This is a genomic window from Paractinoplanes lichenicola (genome assembly GCF_016785085.1).
GTDB lineage: Bacteria > Actinomycetota > Actinomycetes > Mycobacteriales > Micromonosporaceae > Actinoplanes > Actinoplanes lichenicola.
Map to the genome: position 1 here is coordinate 176104 of NZ_JAENHO010000017.1, position 19937 is coordinate 196040.

A 19937-nucleotide genomic window follows, 5' to 3' on the forward strand; every position below is an offset into this window, starting at 1 on the left:
GGCCCGCGATGAACACGGCCGCCCAGGACCTGAACGGATGCTCAGCGGCCGCCGATTCCGCCGCCGGCGCAGAAACTGATGACCGTAAAGATCGCGAATATCGCGAGCAGGATCCAGAGGCAGCCGCCGCAGCCGCCCACGTTGTCCAGCGGGGACGGACTACCTTCGCGCCGCCAGGTCGAATAGTGCTCGGGGTCGCCGCGCATCGTGCCACGCTCCGTGATCGCTGCGGAATGTCTGCAGGGAAAGCTCCTACGACGGAAACTGACGGACAGACGGAACCGGGTCGCCCGAGCACGAGGCCGGGAGGACCTGAGCAGGGGCGTCGAGGGCGAAGCCGGTGAGCGGTGTCAACCTTGGCGGAGCCGATAGGCGATCGCGGCGCCGCAGAGGGCTGGCACCCGGCGCCCGGACCTCAGGGTGATCCTGAGCGTCGACCGCGCCGTAGGGCAGGCTTGCTGTGCCACCAGAATGAGCAGGTGCCACCCGGCTTGCTAATCGGCGGTCAGCCGCCGGTGATGGACCAGTGCCAGGGCTCGGACGGCAGGTTGATGAAGCCGTACGCCTTCGCGTGGGCGACCAGCCACTTGTAGCCGGTGCTGGTGCGGGTCAGGGTCTTGCCGTTCTGGCTGATGTCGATGGCCATGCCCAGCTCGTGCAGCGACCGGCCCGGGATGGCGGTCGGCACCCGGCACGACGAGGAGGGCGCGCTCCACACGTCGGGGCAGCCGTTGGACTTGCGCAGCTCGATCTGGCGCTCCTTGGTGCGGAAGCCGCCACCGGAGAGGACGATGCCGTTGGCGCGGGCGTCGTCGAGCATGCGCTTGAAGGCGTACGCGACGCTGCGGTGCACGGTGATGCCGTAGACCTGCACGGTGTCGGCGACCGCGAAGCCGGCGCGGGTCTGGGTGACCACGTCGCGGCTCAGGCCGGTGGCCTGGGTGGCCAGCGAGTACGCGGTGGGCAGCAGGGCCAGCTTCTGCACGCTGACCGTGACCGCGGCCGCGGCGGCGTCCCGGTTCGCGATGGCCGTGGCGAGCGTCGCGGTGGCCGTACGGGCGTTGGTCTTGGCGGTGGTCAGCGCGGTGCCGGACTGCTTGGCCTCGGCCTGGCGGGTGGTCAGGGTCTTGGTCGCGGCGGTCACCGCGTTCTTGGCCTTGGTGATGGCCGCGGTGCTGCGGGGCTTCTTCTTGTTCGCCTTGGTCAGGTTCTGCTTGGCGGTGGTCAGGGCGGTCTGCGCGGCGGTGACCCGGGTCTTGGCGGTGGTGTCGGTGCTGGTGGCCGTGGTCAGGGCGGACTCGGCGAGGATGCCGGCGTTGGTGGCGTTGGTGACCTCGCTCGTGCGGGTCACGACGGTGGCCTTCTGGGTGGCGATGGTGGCCTGCATCGTCGCGGCCGTCTGCTGGCGGGTCAGGCTGCGGTACATCAGCGTGTTCCAGGTCTGGGCCACCGCGGGCGGGGCGGCCTGGGCCGGCGTGGGGGCCGCGAGGGCCGTCATGCCGAGGGCGAGCGCCGCGATGGGGAGGGTGATGGCCCGGCGGGCCCGGCGGCGGATCGTCGGATCCGGTCGGAGTTCCTGTCGTGTCGTCACCCGGAAGAGACTCCGGGGCGGCGGGAGCTACCCGGTACCCTCCGAGGTGCGGCCGGGTTGCGTCAGCGCGCGGGCCGCCTCGACCGCGCGGGCGGCCAGGTCGGCGACCGGCACCGAGCCGCTGTTGAAGAAGCCCTCGGTGTAGAGCGTCACGTAGCCCTGTGCGACCGCGACCGTGGCCTCGACCTGCCGCAACGCCTCGGTGTGGGACGGGCCGGGCGCCCGTTCGAGCAGGGTGGAGACCAGGGCGCGGGTCTGTTCGCGGCGCTCGTCGTCGGGCACGGGGTAGAGCTCGGCGGCGAAGATGACCTGGAAGCCGGCGCCTGTCCGGATCACGTAGCGCACGTACGCCCCGGCCACGGCGAGCAGGCCCTCCTCGGGGTCGGCCAGGATCTCGGCCCGCAGGTCGCGGGCGGCCACGGCCGACACCGCGCTGAGCAGGTGGGCCCGGTCGGGGAAGTGCCGGTAGGGCGCGGCGGAGCTCACCCCGAGCCGCCGGGCCACCGCCGCGACGGAGAACTTGGCCAGCCCGGCCGTGGCCAGCAGCTCGAAGCTCGCGTCGAGCACAGCCGCCCGGAGGTCGCCGTGGTGGTACGACACGCCGTCCTCCCCGCTTGCGCCAGTGTAAGAGGGCTCTTACATTACCAAGTGATAGACCTCTTACATCAAGCGCCGCCCGTGGAGGACCTGTGACCATCCGGCTCGGATATCAGATTCCGAACTACACCTATCCCGGTGTTCCGAACGAGAACCTCTTCGACACGGTCGCCGCGCAGGCCCGCGAGGCCGAGGCGTCGGGTTTCGACACCGTGCTGGTGATGGACCACTTCTATCAGCTGCCCGGCATCGGCACGCCCGACCAGGCGATGCTCGAGTCGTACACGACGCTGGGCGCCCTGTCCGGCGTGACCTCGACGGTGCAGCTGTCGACGCTGGTCACCGGCAACACGTATCGCAACCCGGCCATGCTGGCCAAGACGGTGACGACGCTCGACGTGGTCTCCAAGGGCCGGGCCGTGCTCGGCATCGGCGCCGGCTGGTTCGAGCGCGAGCACCACGACCTGGGCTACGAGTTCGGCACGTTCACCGATCGCTTCGAGCGGCTCGACGAGGCCCTCAACATCATCGCCCCCATGCTCAAGGGCGAAGAGGCCACGTACGAGGGGAAGTGGTATGTCGCCCGGGGTGCCATGAACAACCCGCGGGTCCGCCCGACCATCCCGATCATGCTGGGCGGCTCGGGCGAGCAGAAGACGTTCCGGCTGGCCGCGCGGTTCGCCGACCACATGAACATCATCTGCGACCTGGCCGACCTGCCCCGCAAGATCTCGGTGCTCAAGCAGCGCTGTGAGGAGATCGACCGCGACCCGGCCACGCTGGCCACCAGCTTCCTGATCATGGGCATGGTCGGCGAGACCGAGCAGGAGGCCAAGGAGCTGGGCGAGACGATCCCGGAGGACCGCCGCAACCGCGCCTTCCTGGGCACGCCCGGCCAGGTCGCCGAGCAGATCCAGGAGAAGATCCTGGACGCCGGCGTCGACGGCATCTGCATCAACCTGGTCCGCAACGGCCACCGCCCCGGCGTGGTCAGCGCGGTCGGCGCGGCCCTCAGCCCGCTGGTCAAGTAACCCCGGACGCCGGCACTGCACGCAGGGCGAGATCGACCGTCGCGTGCAGTGCCGCCCGGTCGACGCCGGCGGCGGCGTGTACGGCGTTGCCCTCGCTGACGGTCATGACGTAGCGGGCGAGCGCGACCGGATCGGTGCCGGCCGGCAGGTCACCCTCGTCGAGCGCCCGCACCAGCCGGTCGGCCAGCGCCCTCTCCCCCGCCCGGCGGCTGTCGGCCAGGAACGCCGCGACCGTGCCGTCGTCGCTGCCGAACGCGAGCCCGCCCTGGATCGACAGGCAGCCGGCAGGCCGGTCGGGCCGGGTCAGCGCGTCGGCGTTGGCCCGCAGAAAGCTTTCGATCACCCCGTACGCCGTGGGCTCCTCGAGCGCCACCCGCGCGTACGCCATGTCCTGCTCGGCGTAGCGCGCGACCGCCCGCCGGAACAGCTCCTCCTTGTTGCCGAAGGTCGCGTACATGCTCGGCTTGTTGATGCCCATGGCCGCGGTCAGGTCGGCCATCGACGCGCCCTCGTAGCCGTTCCGCCAGAACACCTCGATGGCCTGTTCGAGCGCCGCCTCCGGGTCGAACTTGCGTGGCCGCCCCCGCTCGCCCATTCCCCACCTCCCACGTGACGCAGCCAACTCTAACCGCTCGGTACAAAAACCGGGGAACGGTGTTAGCGTCTGCATTAACTTACCGCTCGTTACAAAAAGGGATGCCGTCATGGGACAGCTCGACAACAAGACCGCCCTCGTCACCGGGGCCACCTCCGGCATCGGCCTGGCCGCCGCCCGCCGCCTGGCCGCCGAGGGCGCTCACGTCTTCCTGACCGGGCGCCGGCAGGAGGCGCTGGACGAGGCCGTTGCGGCCATCGGCGAGCGGGCTACCGGCGTACGGGCCGATGTGTCGAACCTGGACGACCTGGACCGGGTCGCCGCCGCCGTCAGTGATCGCGGTCAGGGCCTGGACGTGGTCTTCGCCAACGCGGGCGGGGGTGGGTTCGCGGCCCTGCCCGACATCACGTGGGAGCACTACGCCGACACCTTCAACACCAACGTCGGCGGCACCGTGTTCACCGTGCAGAAGGCCCTGCCGCTGCTCAACCCGCAGGCGTCGGTGATCCTGACCAGCTCGAACATCAACGTCAAGGGCGCGGCCAGCTTCAGCGTCTACGCCGCCAGCAAGGCCGCCCTGCGCTCGCTGGCCCGCAGCTGGGCCGCCGAGCTGGTCGACCGCCGGATCCGGGTCAACAGCATCGCGCCCGGCCCGATCGCCACTCCCGGCCTCTCCGGCCTGGCCCCCGACCCCGAGTCGGCCGAGCAGCTGCTCAAGGGCCTGGCCGCCGGTGTGCCGATGAACCGGCTGGGCACCCCGGACGAGATCGCCGACGCCGTGCTGTTCCTGGCGTCGCCGGCCAGCTCCTACATGACCGGCGCCGAGATCTATGTGGACGGTGGCGCCAGCCAGGTCTAGGCGACGTCGGGCCGGGTCATCAGCGGTGATCGCAGGTGCAGCTCCAGCCGGGGTCCGGTCAGCGGCTCGACGTTCCAGGTGGCCGTGGCCACCCCGGCCGTCACCGCCAGCCGGACCCGGTGCGGGGTGGTGATCACGCACAGGTCGGCCACGAACGTGTCGCCCTGCCAGGCGCCGGCCGCCACCACCGGCCGGCCCAGCGGCGCGCTCTCCCGCCACTGCCCGTGGCCGACCGCAAGGTCGAGCGCGGAGCCGAGGTGCAAGATCCAGCCGCCGTCGACCGGTTCGACGATCACCTTCGTGCCGTCCGGGAGGGCGTCGTTGCCCGCGATCGTCGCGGTGAGCACCCGTACGGGCCCGGCAGTGCCCGCCACCATCGGCAACGCCAGCCCGCGCAGCCGTGCCGCGAGCCGCTCGTCGTCGGCGGGGTCGTCCGGCCGGTCGAGGCCCGGCAGCAGGCAGTCCCAGATCGCGTCGAACATGGCCTGGGCCTCGGTCATGGCCGCGGTCGCCGCCACCACCAGCTCGTGCTCTCCGACGACCAGGCAGAGCTGGCCGAACGCGCCGTCACCACGGAACCCGTGCCGCGACATCCAGAACTGGTAGCCGTAGCCGTGCAGCCAGTCGGCGTTCCGCACGTCCTCGTCCGGCGGCAGCGTGTCGACATGGCGGCGGGTGGCCAGCCGCACCCAGTCGGACGGGATCAGCTGCCCGCCGTCGTGCCGCAGCAGCTCACCGAAGGCGGCGACGGCCTCGGTGGTCAGGTGCAGCCCGTGAAAACCGAACGCGGCCCCGCTGGCCACCCGATCCCAGTCGGGCGGCGCGATCCCCATCGGCCCGAACAGGCGCTCGTCGAGGAACTCGGGCAGCCCGCGGCCGGTGACCCGCTCGACGATCCGGGCCAGCACGTAGGTGGTCGCGTTGTCGTACGCGTGGCGCGTGCCCTCGGCGTACGGGAAGGGAACTCGGAGGAAACCGCGGGTCAGGTCGCCCGGCTCCAGCCGCCACGCCTCGGCCAGGCTGTCGTCGCCGTGCCCGGCCGTCATCGACAGCAGATGGTGGACGGTGAGCCGCTCGCCCTGCGCCGAGACGTCGGCCGGCACGTGCTCGGGCAGCACGTCGACGACGCGGTCGTCCAGGGCGAGCAGGCCGTCCGCGATCGCCATCCCGACCGCCACCGACGTGAACGACTTGGTCAGCGAGTAGAGCAGGTGCGGCCGCTCGGCGGTGAAGGGCGCCCACCAGCCCTCGGCAACGACGTGCCCGCGCCGCACGATCATGAGCGAGTGGCACTCGGCGGATTCGGCCGCCAGCCGGTCGAGCAGGGCGCCGATCGCGCGGGACGAGACGGCCGCGGCGGCGGGCGCCGACCGTGGGAGCAGGCTGGACATTGCGGCACCTTAACCGACGGACGCGAAGGCCGGCCGATATGTGCTGCGCCTGCTGCTCGAAGACAGCTACCGCTCGGTGGCCGAGTCCGCCCGATTCACCGTCCGCTAGCCGGCTTTACTTCCAGGGCGCGAATGCGTTGTGCCCCTTCGGCAACACCGCGGCCAGCTCCGGGCAGTGCCGGTGGATCAGGTCGGTCATCGTCGTGTTCGCGATCCAATCGAGGCCGAACTGCGTGTAGATCTCGGGGCGGTAGTCGGCGGTCAGGAAGCGGTCGCTCTGCAGCCGCCGCGAGGCCATCAGGATGAACACGCGGAACGCCGTGTCGGAGAAGCCGAAACCCTCCGGCGGCGTCTCGGCGAACAGCCCGACCATCGTGTCGACCTCGTCGATGCTCCGATAGATCGTCCGCAGCTTCTCGACCGTCGACGGGTCGGCGGTCAGGTCCTCCCAGCGCGTGATCCGGGGCATGTGCAGCGCGGCCCGGAAGTCGTTGTAGCGCGGCACACCCCGCATCCGCGTCCGGACCAGGTCGACCACCGACAGGTCGATCAGCTCGCCCTCGCGTTCCAGGTTGAGCAACGACAGCGGATAGTTGTGCAGCGTGATCGCGCCCGGGTGCGCCGTGCCGAACGAATAGATGACATTGGCCAGGCCCAGCGCCCGCAGCTCGTCGTCGGCGCGGCCACCCAGCAGATCGAGAAACGTCCTCTCACCAAGCGGCTGACCGTCCGGAGTGGAGAACGCATAGTCGTCCGGGATCAGCGGATGCATGCGATAGACGGTGACGAAATCCTCGGTCAGCGAATAGGGCGCGCTGTGGTGGTCGGGCGTGGTCTTGGGAATGCCGTGCAGCGCGTTGACGTCGGTCAGCCACAACCCGATCCGGCTGAGCAGATCATTGGCCGGTACGCCGTTCCAGTTGACGTTCATGCCGCGCCGCAGCACCTCGGTGGCCAGGATCGCGGGCGTCCACTCGACCGTATGGATCTTCGCGATCAGGGCCGACACGACGAGCCGGGCGGTCTGATAGACGCGCTCCTCGGCCCAGCCCGGGTTTTGGCTGATCAGCTCGTCGCACAGCAGGTTGTGCTCGCGCGCGAACAGCGTGTGCATGCTGCTCAGGCCCAGCCACCACGCCTCGTTGAAGCCGGTGAGCTCCGACCCGGCCACGTCGACCGGCAGATAGCCCTCGGGCGTGAGCCGGATCTTCGCGCCGTCGCGCAGCTCGCGCGCCTTGGCCGTGTCGGTGCCGTAGACCTCGGAGCCGTCCCACCAGTGCGAGGCGACGTTGCCGCCCGTCGCGCCGCCGATGTTGCCGCCGATGCGCATCTCGGGTTCGAGCGGGCCGCCGGGCGTGTTGGTCCAGCCCGCCATCCCGGGCGGCAGCGGCACCCGTACGTCCTCCGGGCCGCCGAGCGGGTGGCGGGCGTGGACGACCCAGTCGTGCACCTGGAACTGGATCCACGTGGCGGCCAGGATGTTGAGCGAGGTGGCCGGGCGGAACGTGTCGCGGCGCAGCAGCTCGCGGCTGACCAGGATCGGGTTCGGCTCGTTGACCAGGTCGGGCCGGTGCACCGCGGGCACGTTGCGGCCGAAGGCGGCCCCGACGGCGCCCATGTCAGGCTCGGACAGGTCGTTCCAGCGGCCCTCGTGCGTACGGAAAGCGCGTTCTTCCTCGGTCGGAGGCACAGGCACATCCCGTACGCGGGGAGGGGCCTCGCGAGTCTCGGTGTCGATCAGGTTGTCGCGGCGCAGCACGTCGCGCAGGGCGGCCAGGTTGAGCAGGGCGAGCGCGTCGGGCAGCCGGTGCCAGGGCCGGAACCGGTTGACGACCCCGAAGACCTTGACCATGGCGGCGCTGGCGATCGTGTTGCGGGCCGGCACGTCGGTCAGCCACCGCCGCCGGTCGCGGTGGGCGGCGCTGGCGTCGTAGGCGGCCTTGCGGACCCGGTTGAGGTTGCCCAGCGGGCGGAAGTCGTCGGTGGTGTTCCACGGGTTGAAGCGCATCGCGTGCACGACCGGGTTGTCGCACGAGCCCGTACGGATCGTCAGCGTGGCCACGGCTTCCGGCGGCGCCTGCGGCGAGCGCCAGTCGACGGCGGCGTCCTCGATCGGCGTCTCCTGCGGACTGCGGAAACGCTGCACGCACAGCTCGAACCGCACATCGCCGCGGCGCAGCCGCTCCCCCATCTCGGCGGTCAGGAAGTCAGGGCCGTCCGGCTTCGGCGGCGCCTCCCCCGGCAGCGGGCGCAACAGGTATTGCACTGCCAGCTCGTCGCCCCAGGTGATCGGGATGCGGCTCCAGTAGGTCTCGGTGGCCACGCTGCCGATGCGGCGGCGGCCCTCGAGGACGTTACGCACGATCCGCAGCGTCTCGGCCAGGCCGAGCTTCATCGGGAGCCCGGCCAGACCCAGGTAACGCCCGAGGCCGCCGCCCGCCGTGGCCAGCGCGAACTCGGCGAACTGGCGGGCGTCGCGGGCGTGCGAGACCGGCGCGTTGGTCATCAGCAGGTCGTGCTGCTCGCTCGGGCCCGCCGCGACCCGCAGCGCGACGCCGCGCAGGTCAGGCTCGCGGTCGTCGAGGATGCGGCCCTCGGCGTTGCTGAACCGGACCGCCGTGCGATACACCGCGCCCGGCTGCGCGAACCCGGCGCGCAGCTCGGGCGGCAGGTCGTCCCGGAACCGCAGCTCCGCGTCGTCCACGGCGTACGTGCCCTTGGCCTGAAAACCGGCGACGATCGGCTTGCCGCCCCGGCTGTTCTTGAGCTGGGTGCGCATGATCTGCACAGCCATCCGCTCGAACAGCCGCCGCTCGGCTTCGGGCGAACCGCCCAGGTAGACCTCACGCCACTGCACCCTGGCCCCCGTTGTCATCGGACCACTATGGACCCGTCCCCGGCCCGGCGCTGTCGGTTAACCGATCCTTTCCCGGCAAGCCGACCCGTTCCACCGGCGAACCGGCGACGGGCCGTTGGCCTCGTAGTAGACCGAGCAGTCGGCCGGCTGGACCGGCGCGGTGACCGGCTCCGGCACGGGCGAAACAAGCGCGGCCGTGGCGACGGCCCCGGCGATGATCAGTCGAAACATGGTGTCCTCCCCTTTGTCATCAGCCTGGTCGCCGGGCACCGGGCCGACATCGGGAGCCACACCTCAGAAACCACCCGTACGGACCTCAGATTTGACTCGACACCCCTCAGTGACCGGCGCAGACTCAGGGTCGTGGCGCTCGCCGGCCGATCCACGGAGGCGGCGGCCGTGACCTCGGTGCTACGTGACGCGGCCGCCGGGCACGCGTCCGCCCTGCTGATCACGGGCGAAGCCGGCGTGGGCAAGACCGCCCTGGTCAGATCCGCTTGCGACCGCCGTGCCGTGATCTGGGCGGGCTGCCTGCCGCTGAGCACGCTGTCGGTGCCGCTGCTGCCGCTGCGCTCGGCCACCACGCCCGACGAAATGGGCCCGCCGCCGCGCTGGGACGCCACCTATCCGGTGCTCGAGGTGGACGCCTGGCTCGACCGGGCCGCCGCCGACCGGCCCGTCGTGCTGGTCGTCGACGACGTGCAATGGGCCGACCAGAGCTCGCTCGACGTGCTGATGTACGTGCTGGCCGGGCGGGCCGGCCGCCGCCTCGCCGTGATCATGACCATGCGCGCGGGCAAGGACGCCGACCGGCTCCGGCCCTGGCTGGCCGACGTGCGCCGCTTCCCCCGGCTGAGCGAGCTCACGCTGGCCCGGCTGGACCGGGTGGCCACCGGCGAGCAGATCGGGGCTTTGCTCGGGCAACCGCCGCACCAGGACCTGGTGGACTCCGTCCATGCGCGGTCGGCGGGCAACCCATATCTGACGAGTCTGCTGGTCGGTGGCCTGTCAGCGGACGCTACGGCGCTGCCCGACGGGCTGCCGGACGCGTTGCGAGACGCCCTGTCGGGGGCCTGGCGTCGCCTCTCCCCCGCCGCTCGGGAGGTCGCGGTGGTGATCGCGGTGGGTGGCCGTCCGCAGCGGGCCTCCGACTTGGCGCCTCTGCTCGGCGAAGTGTCGCCCCAGTTGCGGGACGGCGTCGCGGGAGGGGTGCTGCGGGCCGAAGCCGACGGGCGGTACTGGTTCGTGCATCCGCTGCTGGCCGAAGTGCTGATCGGCGATCTTCTGCCGGACGAACGACGAGCCTGGCATGCCGCCTACGCCGCCGCGCTGGACGATCCCTCGGCCGGCGCCGGCCGGGCGGTGGCTCTGGCCCGCCACTACGAGGAGGCCGGACAGCCGGAGGCGGCTTATCGCTGGGCGCTTCGAGCCGCCGCGCTGACCACGGGTGGGCCCGAGTCCCTGCGTCTGCTGCGCACGGCTCTGGCCCTGCACCCGGCCGGCGCGCCCGAGTCGCGGGCCGACCTGCTGGCCGGCATCTGCCACGCCGCCTTCCGCGACGGCCGCGACACCGAGGAGCTCGAAGCCACCTTGGAGCTGCTGCCGCTGACCGACCCCGGCTCGCTCGCCCACGCGATGCTGCTGGTGCGCCGGTCCGTGCTCATGCTCACGACTGGGCGGGCGTTCTACGACCTTGACGCTCTGCGCGCCGCCCGGGACGTCACGGCCCGGCACCCGGCCTCCCGGGAACACGCCCTCGTCCTGGTCATCCAGGCCGTCACGCTGCTGTACGGGGAGAACCCGGAGGGCGAGCGGATGGCCGGCGAGGCGATCGAGGTCGCGCTCGCCGAGGGAAGCGAGGAACTGCGGGTCTATGCCCTCCTGGTGGAGGCCATGGATCGGATGGCGCGCCGAGATCCGCGGGCCTACCCGATCGCGGAGCGGGTGTACGCCGGCGCCGCCCGCCTCGGCTCGGCCCACCTCATGACCGAGGCGACGTTCGCCTGCGCGAACAGTGCCCCGTTCGTCGGGCACGAGAAGTTCGTGCCGCTCTTCGATCGGTGCCGCGACGACCTGCAGACGGTGGGAGCCGCCCACAATCACGTCTCGCTCATGTGCGCCTGGGCGGCGTACTCGCTGCTGCTCGCCGGTCGCTGGGACGAGTGCACCGACCGGCTTCAGACGGCCCTGGGATCCCGGCCCGGCCCGATGGGTGACGTGCTGGCCCGCCTGGTCGGCGCACAGCTGGCCTGCTGGCGGGGCCGTCAGTCCGAGGCCGAGGCGCACCTGGTCCGGGCCGAGGAGATCTTCGCCGAGACCTCGGGATACTCGTTCTACCCGTTCGACCAGGTGCGGACCCTGCTGGCCGTGGCGGCGGGCGACCCGGAACGCGCGGTCGAGGTGGTCCGGCACGCGCTCGGTCGCGAGAAGATCGGGCTGGACGCGCAATGGACGCTGCCCTGCGCGGCGCGGGCTCTCGCCGACCGGGCGAGGGACGGTCGCGCGAAGTGCCCGGATCGCGCTCGATGTGGTCGTCGCGCCCGTGCCCTCGTACGGGGGAACGGGGTTGACTTCGCGGGAGAACGAGGTGCTGGGGCATGTGGTGGCCGGGCGCACGAACGCGGAGATCGCCGCCGAGCTGGTGCTGAGCGAGAAGACGGTCAGCGTGCACGTATCGAACATGCTGCGCAAGACCGGCGCGGCCAACCGAATAGAGTTGGCCCGATGGGCCCGGACCCGACGACCGCGCCGGCGCGGAACTACTTCTTGAGCTTCTCCAGGTCGACGACCTGGGCCGCCGGGGGCGCCTTGATCTCGGCGAACGTCTCGCCGTACTCGGTGAAGTTGAGCGAGCCGTCGGCCGGGGTCGGGCCCTCGAGGCGCAGCGGGAGCGGCTCGCCGGTGGTGGCGATGTAGAGCGTGCCTTCGCTGTCGGCGCCGCCGTCGGTCAGCCCGATGGCCGGCTTGCCGTCGATGTCCTTGGTCGCGCCCTTGGTGACCGGGCCGTCGGCGTCGAGCAGCTCGCCGATGTCGGTGACGGTGAACATGCTCTCGAAGCTCTTGTCGCTCGCCTTGACCAGCACCCAGCGGTCGCCGATGAGCTGCGCGACGGCGGGGCCCTGCTCGCCACCGGTCATCTTCCAGAACGCCGCGTCCGGCTTGATGTACTTCTTGCCGTCGACGGCCAGCAGCTTGACCCGCGGCCCGTCCAGCGACATCGTGCCCAGCACCTCGTCACCCGCGACCTTGAAGTCGAGGCCGATCTTGCCTTCCTCGGCCTTCATCGAGCCCTTGAGGTGGAACGACTTGGACTGCGCGAGGGCGGCCTTGGCCTTCTCGAGGATCTGCGCGCCCTCGAGGGCCTCGACCCCGTTGCCCTGGGGGGCGGCGGCCGGCTCCTCGAACTTCGCGCCCTCGTCCTTCTGCCCGGCACAGCCGGTGGCCAGCAGCGCGGCCGTGGTCAGGCCGGCCAGCGCGCCGATAAGTCTGCTTTTCATGAGTGCGCCCCCGTTCGGTGGCCCCGCTCGACTTTGTGCCGATCGGTGGCGCGCCCAAGGTACAGGGGCCGCACAGCGACTTCACAGGCGACCGCCCCTCGGCCGTTCAGGCCAATCGGGGCAGGTCACCTGCTTGCCGCGGCGAATCCCGCGGACCGATTCCCGACAACCGGCTTATGCCGGCTCGGGCACGCCGCCCGGCTCGGGGGCGGGCTCGGTGGGCACGGGCGACGGCTCGGCCGGCGGCGGAGGAAGCGGGTCCGGGCTGCCCGGCTCCAGCTCACCCGGGTCGTCCGGGATGGGCGCGCCCGGGTCGAGCGGCGGGTATTTGTCCGGATCAGACGGAATACTCATGCCCGCCTCCTACCCTCTTGATCTTCGGTCAAACACCGGTCACCCGTTCACGGCGTCCCGCCACGTCAGCCATTCGCGCAGGTCCGAGAGGTCGTAGTCGGGGCCGCTGGCGCTCACCGTGAACAGAGAGGCACCCAGGTTGAGCAGGGTCGGCCCGACCTCCGCGGGCTTGCCCTGCACCGCGGTGGAGATCTCGATCTGGCCCGGGTCGCGGCCCACGTCGGAGCAGTGCTGCCGCAGGATGCCGATCTTGCGCTCGATGGTCTCGGCGTCGCCGAAGCTGTGCCAGATGTCGGCGTGCTTGGCCACCAGTCGCAGCGTCTTCTTCTCGCCGCCGCCACCGATCAGGGTCGGGATCTTGCGGGTGGGCGCGGGGTTGAGCTTCGCGAACCGGGACTCGATCCGCGGCAGCGCCTCGGCCAGGGCGTCCAGCCGGCCGCCGGCGGTGCCGAACTCGTAGCCGTACTCCTGGTAGTCCTTCTCGAACCAGCCCGAGCCGATGCCCAGGATGAGCCGGCCGTCGCTGATGTGGTCGACCGTACGAGCCATGTCGGCCAGCAGCTCCGGGTTGCGGTAGCTGTTGCAGGTGACCAGGGCGCCGATCTCGACGCGGGACGTCTGCTCGGCCCAGGCGGCCAGCATCGTCCAGCACTCGAAATGCAGGCCCTCGGGCTCGCCGTACAGGGGATAGAAGTGATCCCAGTTGAACAGGATGTCGACGCCGAGCTCCTCGGCCTCGGCGGCCGTACGGCGGATGGTCTGGTAGTCGGCGTGCTGGGGCTGGAGCTGCAGTCCGACGCGGACGGGCCTCGAAGTCATGATCACCAGCCTAGGCCTTGGTATGCCTAGGCCTACCCCAAGTCGGGGTCTAGTACCCGTGTGCCGCGACGGCGGGCGGACGAGCATCTTCGGCATGGGAATCTCACGACGCACAGTCCTGGCGGGTGCCGCGGCCTCAGTCGCCGCCCCGGCCGTCGCCACTCCGGCTGCCGCTTCTTCCGATGTCGTCGCGATCACGGGCGTCACGGTGATCGATGCCCACGGGCGGCGGCGCGGTCAGACAGTGCTGATGCGCGGCGGCCGCATCCTCGACACCGGGCGCATCTCCGTGCCGCACGACGCCCGGGTGCTCGACGGCCGCGGGAAATATCTGATCCCCGGGCTGGCCGACATGCACACGCACGCGACCGGCATCGACGCCACCGAGCCCGAGATGTATGTGGTCAACGGCGTCACGACCACCCGCGAGATGTCGGCCAACGAGCCCGCGATCGGCTGGCAGCGCGAGATCGATTCCGGCGTACGGGTGGGGCCGCGCTGGATCGTCGGCAGCGCGATCGTGGACGGGTCGCCCTCGCTGTGGGAAGGGCTCGGCGTGCCGTACGTGGCGGTGGCCGACGCCGCCGAGGCCCGGGCGGCCGTGCGTGCGCAGGCGGCGGCCGGTGCGGCGTTCATCAAGACGTACAGCCGGCTCAGCCGCGAGTCGTTCCACGCGATCGCCGCCGAATCGCGCCGGGCCGGGCTGCCGTTCCTGGGTCACGTCCCCGACTTCGTGCCGGTCACCGAGGCCAGCGACGCCGGGCTGCACACCATCGAGCATCTCTTCGAGTTCTGGTACGACACGTCGCGCGACGAGGAGTGGCTGCGCCGAGAGATCGCCCGTATCCGGGTGGCCGGCGGCGACTACGCGGGCTGGTTCACCCGGCTGCACCCGGTCGAGTTCGCGGCCGCCCGCAGCCACGACCGCGACAAGGCGGCCCGGCTGTTCGAGCGGCTGGCCCGCAACGGCACCCGGGTGACGCCCACGCTGACCGTGCACTGGACGTGCGACACCCCGCAGGACGTGCCGCACGACGACCCTCGGTTCCGTTACGTCAGCGCCGACACGCTGGCGTACTGGCAGTGGTGCACCGACACGATCTATCTCAAGGGGCGTACAGCCAAGGAGAGCGCCGAGCGGCAGGAGCTGTTCGTGCGGCGGCTGCGGCTGGCCGGCGAGATGGCCCGCGCGGGCGTGCCGCTGATGACGGGCACCGACCTGGGCACGTCCTATCTGATGCCCGGCTTCAGCCTGCACGACGAGCTGCGGCTGCTGGTGCGGGCCGGGGTCTCGACGGCGCAGGTGCTGCGGGCGGCGACCCTCGAGCCGGCGCTCAGCCTGGGCCGCCACGACCAGGGCCTGGTCACCCGGGGTCACGTCGCCGACCTGGTGCTGCTCGACGCCGACCCGTTGCGCGACATCGCCGCCACTGCCCAGATCAACAGCGTTGTCGTACGGGGAAAGTTGATCGACGCGGCGGCGCGGCAGCGGATGCTGGCCGGCATCGAGGCCGCCGCCCGGGCCAAGCCCGCCACCGGGGTGCTGCCCGTGGCGGCCGGCTGCGCCTGTCACGCGCCGGTTTCCCGAGCATGATCGCGTGGCGCGCTGGGCGGTTCGCCGATGAGTCGCTATGTTGGACCCATGGTGACGGGTGTGCTGCTCAGCGCGATGGCGCTGATCGTGTGCTGCGCCCGTCTCCTCGCCCGGCCCGCAGCCATTGTGGAGCTCCGCGCTCCCGCCCTGGTCGTCGCCGGTCCGGCGCCCGCCCGGGTCCTGCGCTCGCAGTTCTCCGCCGCGGTTCGCGGCTCGCGCGCACCTCCCGTCGCCTCCGCCTGACCGTCCGCCGGCGCCTCCCGCGCCCGCCACGGTCACAGCCGCCCATCGACGACTTTCGCGGACGGACTCCTCCTCATGAACGTGGTTGCGGAAATGCTGCTCAACGACCCGGCCCCCGCCGCGATCTGGGCGACGCTGATCGTGCTCACCTTCCCGGCGCTGCTCGTGCTGGGCAGCCCCGAGGCCATGCGCCACCCCGGCCGCATGCTGCGCGACGTTCTTGCCACGGTGCGCGCCGCCCTCTCCAGTTCCTCCGCCCCTGCTCCTGACCCCTCGGGCGAGCAGCGCTGGGCCGCCGAGGTGCGCGTGGCCGCCGACCGCGCGGCCATCTCGGCCCAGCGCTGGCAAGAGCTGTGGGAGCAGGCCGAGACCACGATGACCGCCGCCTACGAGTCCTGGCTCGACGCCGACGAACGCCTGCGCCGGGCCACCCTCGCGGCCCGCTGGGGCACCCCGTGGTCAGTGCGCACCTGCGAGGAGTACGCGGCCCGCGAACGCTTCCTGCACAACGCCGTCTCCGCCGCGTGCGCCCGCGGCGACCTGCCCGCCGAGGCCCTCGCCGACGCCACAGCCGGCCGCAACGGCTGGGACGCCCGCCTCCACCCCGTCGACCAGGAACTGGTCATCGCCAAGGCGACCGCCGCCTACCGCCGCCACTGCTACGAGGTGGCCGCCACCGCCGAACGCACCGCCTGGCACGACGTCGACCTGGCCCGCCGCGCCAGCAGCAGCCTCAACCGCGAGGCCGAGGTCGCCACCCTCCCCGCCGAGGTCCACTCCCCCGCCACGGTCACCGCCACGATCCGCCCCGTGGCCGTCCCCGCCCTCTGACCGGCCGCCACCGGCCAACTCGCACACCACCGCCGCGTCGCCACCCCGCGCTGACCGACCGCCACCTGCCACCTCGCACACCACCGCCGCGTCGCCACCCCGCACTGACCGACCGCCACCTGCCCACCACCGCCGCGTGTTCCCGCCCACGCGCCAACCGACCGGCACCCACCCGCCACACAAACCGCCGCCTGATACCTCTCCACCGGTGCGCGCTCTGACCGCCCGGCACCTGCCCGTCACGCTCATCACCGCCGCGTGGCCACCCCGCGCTGATCGCCGGGCTCCTGTCCGTCGCCGTCGCGTGGCCCGTGGCCGTTCGCGCGCGCCAACCAGCCGGCACCCACCCGTCATGCAAGCCGACACCCGCCGTCTCCCCGCCGTACCGCGCTCTCACCGGGCGGCACTCAACCGCGTTGTCCGGCGGAGCCCGCACGGTGACGGCTCACGATGGCGGCGCTGAGGTTCCTCGGATGACCAAGTGTGGTGGGACGATCGACTCGCGGGCGGTGATCGGGGTGTCCTCCAGGCGGGCGATGGCACGGGCGAGCGCCTGGCGGGTCATGGCGGGGACGTCCTGGGCGATCGTGGTCAGGTTGATGTGGGCCAGGCGGGCCAGGCTGCTGTCGTCGTAGCCGACCACGCTCACCGTGCCGGGCACCTGGATGCCGTTGCGATTGAAGACGTCGAGCACGCCGGTGGCGCAGCGGTCGTTGAAGACGGTCACCGCGGTCGGCAGGTCGCCTAGCAGCGCCTCGGCCGCTCGCGCGCCGTCCTCCTCGGTCAGGCCGCCGGGGACGATTCGGATCTCGGCGTCAAAGCCGTGGCGGTGCATGGCTTGGCGATAACCGCGGCGACGGTCGGCGGCTCCGGGAGCGCGCCCGCCGTCGATGTGGGCGATGCGGCGATGACCCAGGGCCACCAGGTGGTCGACGGCCAGGGCGAGCCCAGTGGCGTCGGCCGTGCGGATCACGTCAAGATCCGGCCCCCGTACGCTGCGGGCCAGCACCACCACCGGCAACCGCTCGGCCAGCCGGGTGAGGGCGGCCGTGCGGGATTCGGGGCCGAGCAGGATCAAGGCCTCGCAACGGTCCTGGAGCAGGCCCCGGATCGCCTCGGACTCGTCGCGTTCGGGAGTGACCGCGCTCAGCGCCAGTTCGTAGCCGGTCTCGCGCGCCGCCGAATACAGCCCCGTGACCAGGTCGGCGTGGAACGGGTGCTGAATGCCGAACACGACCCCGAGCAGCCGGCTGCGCCCGCTCCGGAGCAGCCGGGCGCGGCTGTCAGGGTGATAGCCCAGCGCCGCGGCGGCGTCGAGCACCCGGCGACGGGTCTCGGGGCTGGCGCCGGGCTCGTCCCGCATCACCAGCGACACCAGGGATTTCGAGACTCCGGCCCGGGTCGCCACATCGGTCAGCGTGGCTCTGCGTTCGTCGCGCACGAAGAGAGCGTAGTCGCAAATACTGGAACGTTCCAGACTCCATCTTGACCTGCCGCCGCCGCTCCGCGCACGCTCCGAGAACGACCTGGAACGTTCCAGTAGGAGGACGAGCGAGATGGTGAGAGTGGCACTGATCGGCTCCGGCCGGATGGGAACGTTCCACGCCGAAACCCTGACCCACCGCCTGCCCGGCGTGGAACTGGCCGCCGTGGCCGACCCGGCCCTGAAACGGCCTCGACCGACCTCTGGCTCAGCGTCCGGCTCGGGCTCACGCCCGGACTTGGGCGCGGGCCCGGCCGCGGACTTGGGCGCGGGATCAGGCGCGGGCTCGGGTGCGGGCGCGGGCTCGGGCTCGGGCTCGGGATCGGGCGCGGGCTCGGGCTCGGGATCGGGCTCGGGATCGGGCTCGGAGTTGGGCCCGAATTCGGGTTTCGGCTCGGGGGTGCGGGTCTATACGGATGCCTCGCAGGTCTGGACCGATCCTGACGTGGATGCGGTCGTGATTGCGGCGCCGGCTCGGTTTCACGCTGGGCTTGCTGTTGCGGCGGCTCGGGCCGGCAAGCATGTGATTTGTGAGAAGCCGATGGCCCTCTCACTGCCCGACGCCGAGCGGGTGATCGACGCCGCCCGGGAAGCCGGAGTGGTGCTGCGGGTGGGGTTCAACCGGCGTTTCGTCCCGGACTGGGCCGCGGCCCGCACGCTGATCGACTCCGGGCAGGTCGGGACGCCGCGGCTGCTGCGTTCGCTCACCCGCGATCCCGGCGGCTTCGACCCGGCCCGCATCGCCCCCGGCACGATCTTCAATGAGACGCTGATCCACGACTTCGACACGCTCCGCTTCCTCAACCCCGGTGCGGAGGCCGTCGAGGTCTACGCCGTGGCGGACGCCCTGGTGGAGCCGGATTGGCGCGATCGCGGCCTGCTCGACACGGCCGTGGTCACGGTTCGGTTCAGCAACGGCGCCGTCGGCACGGCCGAGGCCTGTTTCGAGGCCAGCTACGGCTACGACGTCCGCGGCGAGGTGCTCGGCTCGGGCGGCATGGTCACGATGGGCGACGGACGCCGGACACCCCTGACGTTCTCGAACGCGCAAGGCCGCCTGATCGAAACTGCTCGCAGCGATCAGGATCTGTTCGCCGAGGCCTACACCGCCGAATTGGCCGCCTTCACCACCGCGATCACCGACCCGCAACCCGATGCACGGGCCGCGACTGGCGAGGACGCTCGCGCGGCCCTGGCCATTGCCCTGGCCGCAGCCGAATCAGTGCGGACGGGAAGGCCGATCGAAGTGTCCAAGTAGCCACTCGACGTCGGCCGGACGAGCGGCGATCGAGGGGCGGCTGCCCGATGGCGCGCAGGAAGCACGCATGGAATCAGGTCCGGCCGGCTGGCGGCGGCAAGCGATGGAGGTAGGGCATGAGCGACTTCCGGTTGGCGGTTTGTGCGGAGATGGTTTTCCTGGAGTTGCCGTTCGTGGAACGGGTTCGGCGGATCTCGGAGCTGGGGTTCGAGGTGGAGATGTGGGCCTGGGCCGGCAAGGACCTCGACGCGATCGCCGGGACGGGGGCCGTCGTCTCGTCGATGACGGGTTATCTGCGGGGAACGCTGGCCGATCCGGACGGGGCTGCGGAGTTGCTCAAGACCGCCGAGTTGTCGCTCGAAGCGGCCGAGCGGCTGGGCTGTCCGCGGCTCAATGTGCACGGGACGGGGCTGGACGAGCGGGGGTTGCCCGTGGTTCCAGCGGGTGAGGTGACGCCGGCCATGTGGCTGACCGCGTTGCGCACTCTTGAGCGATTGGCGGCGCTGGGTGAGCGGGCGGGGCGGGTGTTCACGCTGGAGAATCTGAACACCGCGGTCGATCATCCGGGGGTGCCGTTCGCGCGGGCCGCCGACACGATCGCGTTGGTGGAGGCGGTAGGCAGTCCGTTCGTACGGGTCAATCTTGATCTTTATCACGCGCAGATCGGGGAGGGTGATCTCGTGCGGCTGGTCGAGCGGGCCCTGCCGGTGGTGGGTGAGATTCAGGTCGCGGACGTGCCGGGGCGCACGGAGCCGGGGACCGGGGAGATCCACTATCCGGCGGTGGCCGCGGCGTTGCGGCGGCTCGAGTATCGCGGGGTGGTCGGGCTCGAGGCGTGGGCTTTGGAGGACACCGGGCCGGCTCTGGAGCGGTTCCGAGCGGCATTCACGGCGTGAGCCTGAACGGCACGGACCGGCAGTCGGGCGATCAGGCCAGC

The 19937-nt window shown here is 71.6% G+C and carries 19 protein-coding genes and 1 pseudogene; 9 read left to right on the forward strand and 11 right to left on the reverse strand.

Annotated elements, in window-relative coordinates; all coding sequences use genetic code 11:
- Nucleotides 1–41: 41 nt before the first annotated feature.
- The 3 genes from JKJ07_RS43510 to JKJ07_RS52100 form a co-directional block, all read right to left on the reverse strand.
- Nucleotides 42–206, reverse strand: a complete 165-nt coding sequence (locus JKJ07_RS43510) for a hypothetical protein (RefSeq protein ID WP_202997885.1) — start codon at nucleotides 204–206, stop codon at nucleotides 42–44.
- 299 nt (nucleotides 207–505) lie between these two features.
- On the reverse strand, nucleotides 506–1591 hold the full coding sequence (locus tag JKJ07_RS43515; protein ID WP_307834744.1) for a M15 family metallopeptidase: 1086 nt from the start codon (nucleotides 1589–1591) through the stop codon (nucleotides 506–508).
- A gap of 27 nt (nucleotides 1592–1618) precedes the next feature.
- On the reverse strand, nucleotides 1619–2191 hold the full coding sequence (locus JKJ07_RS52100) for a TetR/AcrR family transcriptional regulator (RefSeq protein ID WP_202997886.1): 573 nt from the start codon (nucleotides 2189–2191) through the stop codon (nucleotides 1619–1621).
- 89 nt (nucleotides 2192–2280) lie between these two features.
- Between JKJ07_RS52100 and JKJ07_RS43525 the strand changes: the two genes are divergently transcribed.
- The gene (locus tag JKJ07_RS43525) at nucleotides 2281–3219 is read left to right on the forward strand and encodes an LLM class F420-dependent oxidoreductase (RefSeq protein WP_202997887.1); all 939 of its coding nucleotides are present in this window, start codon (nucleotides 2281–2283) and stop codon (nucleotides 3217–3219) included.
- Here the strand turns inward: JKJ07_RS43525 and JKJ07_RS43530 are convergent.
- Entirely contained in the window at nucleotides 3212–3814 is a 603-nt protein-coding gene (locus JKJ07_RS43530) for a TetR/AcrR family transcriptional regulator (protein ID WP_202997888.1), read from the reverse strand. The two genes, JKJ07_RS43525 and JKJ07_RS43530, sit on opposite strands and share 8 nt — an antisense overlap.
- 109 nt (nucleotides 3815–3923) lie before the next feature.
- Between JKJ07_RS43530 and JKJ07_RS43535 the strand changes: the two genes are divergently transcribed.
- The gene (locus JKJ07_RS43535) at nucleotides 3924–4673 is read left to right on the forward strand and encodes an SDR family NAD(P)-dependent oxidoreductase (RefSeq protein WP_202997889.1); all 750 of its coding nucleotides are present in this window, start codon (nucleotides 3924–3926) and stop codon (nucleotides 4671–4673) included.
- On the opposite strand, the gene JKJ07_RS43540 is transcribed toward JKJ07_RS43535, so the two are convergent.
- From JKJ07_RS43540 to JKJ07_RS43550, 3 genes are all read right to left on the reverse strand, one after another.
- Complete coding sequence (locus JKJ07_RS43540; RefSeq protein ID WP_236030939.1) at nucleotides 4670–6064, reverse strand: serine hydrolase domain-containing protein; 1395 nt, start codon at nucleotides 6062–6064, stop codon at nucleotides 4670–4672. The genes JKJ07_RS43535 and JKJ07_RS43540 overlap by 4 nt on opposite strands.
- A 115-nt stretch (nucleotides 6065–6179) precedes the next feature.
- Nucleotides 6180–8939: a peroxidase family protein gene (locus JKJ07_RS43545; protein ID WP_202997890.1), complete on the reverse strand. Its 2760-nt coding sequence runs from the start codon at nucleotides 8937–8939 to the stop codon at nucleotides 6180–6182.
- A gap of 39 nt (nucleotides 8940–8978) precedes the next feature.
- Entirely contained in the window at nucleotides 8979–9152 is a 174-nt protein-coding gene (locus JKJ07_RS43550) for a hypothetical protein (protein ID WP_202997891.1), read from the reverse strand.
- Nucleotides 9153–9284: 132 nt separating this feature from the next.
- On the opposite strand from JKJ07_RS43550, the pseudogene JKJ07_RS50740 reads away from it, so the two are divergent.
- Both JKJ07_RS50740 and JKJ07_RS43555 read left to right on the forward strand, forming a co-directional pair.
- Nucleotides 9285–9686: pseudogene (locus tag JKJ07_RS50740) on the forward strand (ATP-binding protein); the annotation flags it as partial.
- A 1837-nt stretch (nucleotides 9687–11523) separates the two neighbouring features.
- Complete coding sequence (locus tag JKJ07_RS43555; protein WP_307834749.1) at nucleotides 11524–11691, forward strand: response regulator transcription factor; 168 nt, start codon at nucleotides 11524–11526, stop codon at nucleotides 11689–11691.
- Here JKJ07_RS43555 and JKJ07_RS43560 read toward each other — a convergent pair.
- The 3 genes from JKJ07_RS43560 to JKJ07_RS43570 all read right to left on the reverse strand — a co-directional run bounded on the left by JKJ07_RS43560 (nucleotide 11681) and on the right by JKJ07_RS43570 (nucleotide 13591).
- Complete coding sequence (locus JKJ07_RS43560) at nucleotides 11681–12418, reverse strand: hypothetical protein (protein ID WP_202997892.1); 738 nt, start codon at nucleotides 12416–12418, stop codon at nucleotides 11681–11683. The genes JKJ07_RS43555 and JKJ07_RS43560 overlap by 11 nt on opposite strands.
- A 174-nt stretch (nucleotides 12419–12592) precedes the next feature.
- Nucleotides 12593–12772, reverse strand: coding sequence for a hypothetical protein (locus JKJ07_RS43565; protein ID WP_202997893.1), 180 nt, complete (start codon nucleotides 12770–12772; stop codon nucleotides 12593–12595).
- Nucleotides 12773–12811: 39 nt separating this feature from the next.
- Nucleotides 12812–13591: an LLM class F420-dependent oxidoreductase gene (locus JKJ07_RS43570; protein ID WP_202997894.1), complete on the reverse strand. Its 780-nt coding sequence runs from the start codon at nucleotides 13589–13591 to the stop codon at nucleotides 12812–12814.
- A 94-nt stretch (nucleotides 13592–13685) separates the two neighbouring features.
- On the opposite strand from JKJ07_RS43570, the gene JKJ07_RS43575 reads away from it, so the two are divergent.
- The 3 genes from JKJ07_RS43575 (at nucleotide 13686) to JKJ07_RS43585 (ending at nucleotide 16259) form a co-directional block, all read left to right on the forward strand.
- Entirely contained in the window at nucleotides 13686–15185 is a 1500-nt protein-coding gene (locus JKJ07_RS43575) for an amidohydrolase family protein (protein WP_202997895.1), read from the forward strand.
- Nucleotides 15186–15233: 48 nt separating this feature from the next.
- On the forward strand, nucleotides 15234–15428 hold the full coding sequence (locus tag JKJ07_RS43580) for a hypothetical protein (protein WP_202997896.1): 195 nt from the start codon (nucleotides 15234–15236) through the stop codon (nucleotides 15426–15428).
- Between the two features lie 75 nt (nucleotides 15429–15503).
- Nucleotides 15504–16259, forward strand: coding sequence for a hypothetical protein (locus tag JKJ07_RS43585; RefSeq protein WP_202997897.1), 756 nt, complete (start codon nucleotides 15504–15506; stop codon nucleotides 16257–16259).
- Between the two features lie 445 nt (nucleotides 16260–16704).
- Here JKJ07_RS43585 and JKJ07_RS43590 read toward each other — a convergent pair whose 3' ends face one another.
- A complete protein-coding gene (locus JKJ07_RS43590) occupies nucleotides 16705–17700 on the reverse strand; it encodes a LacI family DNA-binding transcriptional regulator (protein ID WP_307834746.1) in 996 nt (331 codons plus the stop codon).
- A gap of 193 nt (nucleotides 17701–17893) precedes the next feature.
- Here JKJ07_RS43590 and JKJ07_RS43595 point away from each other — a divergent pair, with 193 nt between their 5' ends.
- Both JKJ07_RS43595 and JKJ07_RS43600 read left to right on the forward strand, forming a co-directional pair.
- Entirely contained in the window at nucleotides 17894–19000 is a 1107-nt protein-coding gene (locus tag JKJ07_RS43595; RefSeq protein ID WP_307834747.1) for a Gfo/Idh/MocA family oxidoreductase, read from the forward strand.
- A 116-nt stretch (nucleotides 19001–19116) separates the two neighbouring features.
- Nucleotides 19117–19896 carry a TIM barrel protein gene (locus tag JKJ07_RS43600; protein ID WP_202997898.1) on the forward strand — a complete coding sequence of 260 codons (780 nt, stop codon included), beginning with the start codon at nucleotides 19117–19119 and terminating at the stop codon, nucleotides 19894–19896.
- The last annotated feature ends 41 nt before the right edge of the window (nucleotides 19897–19937 follow it).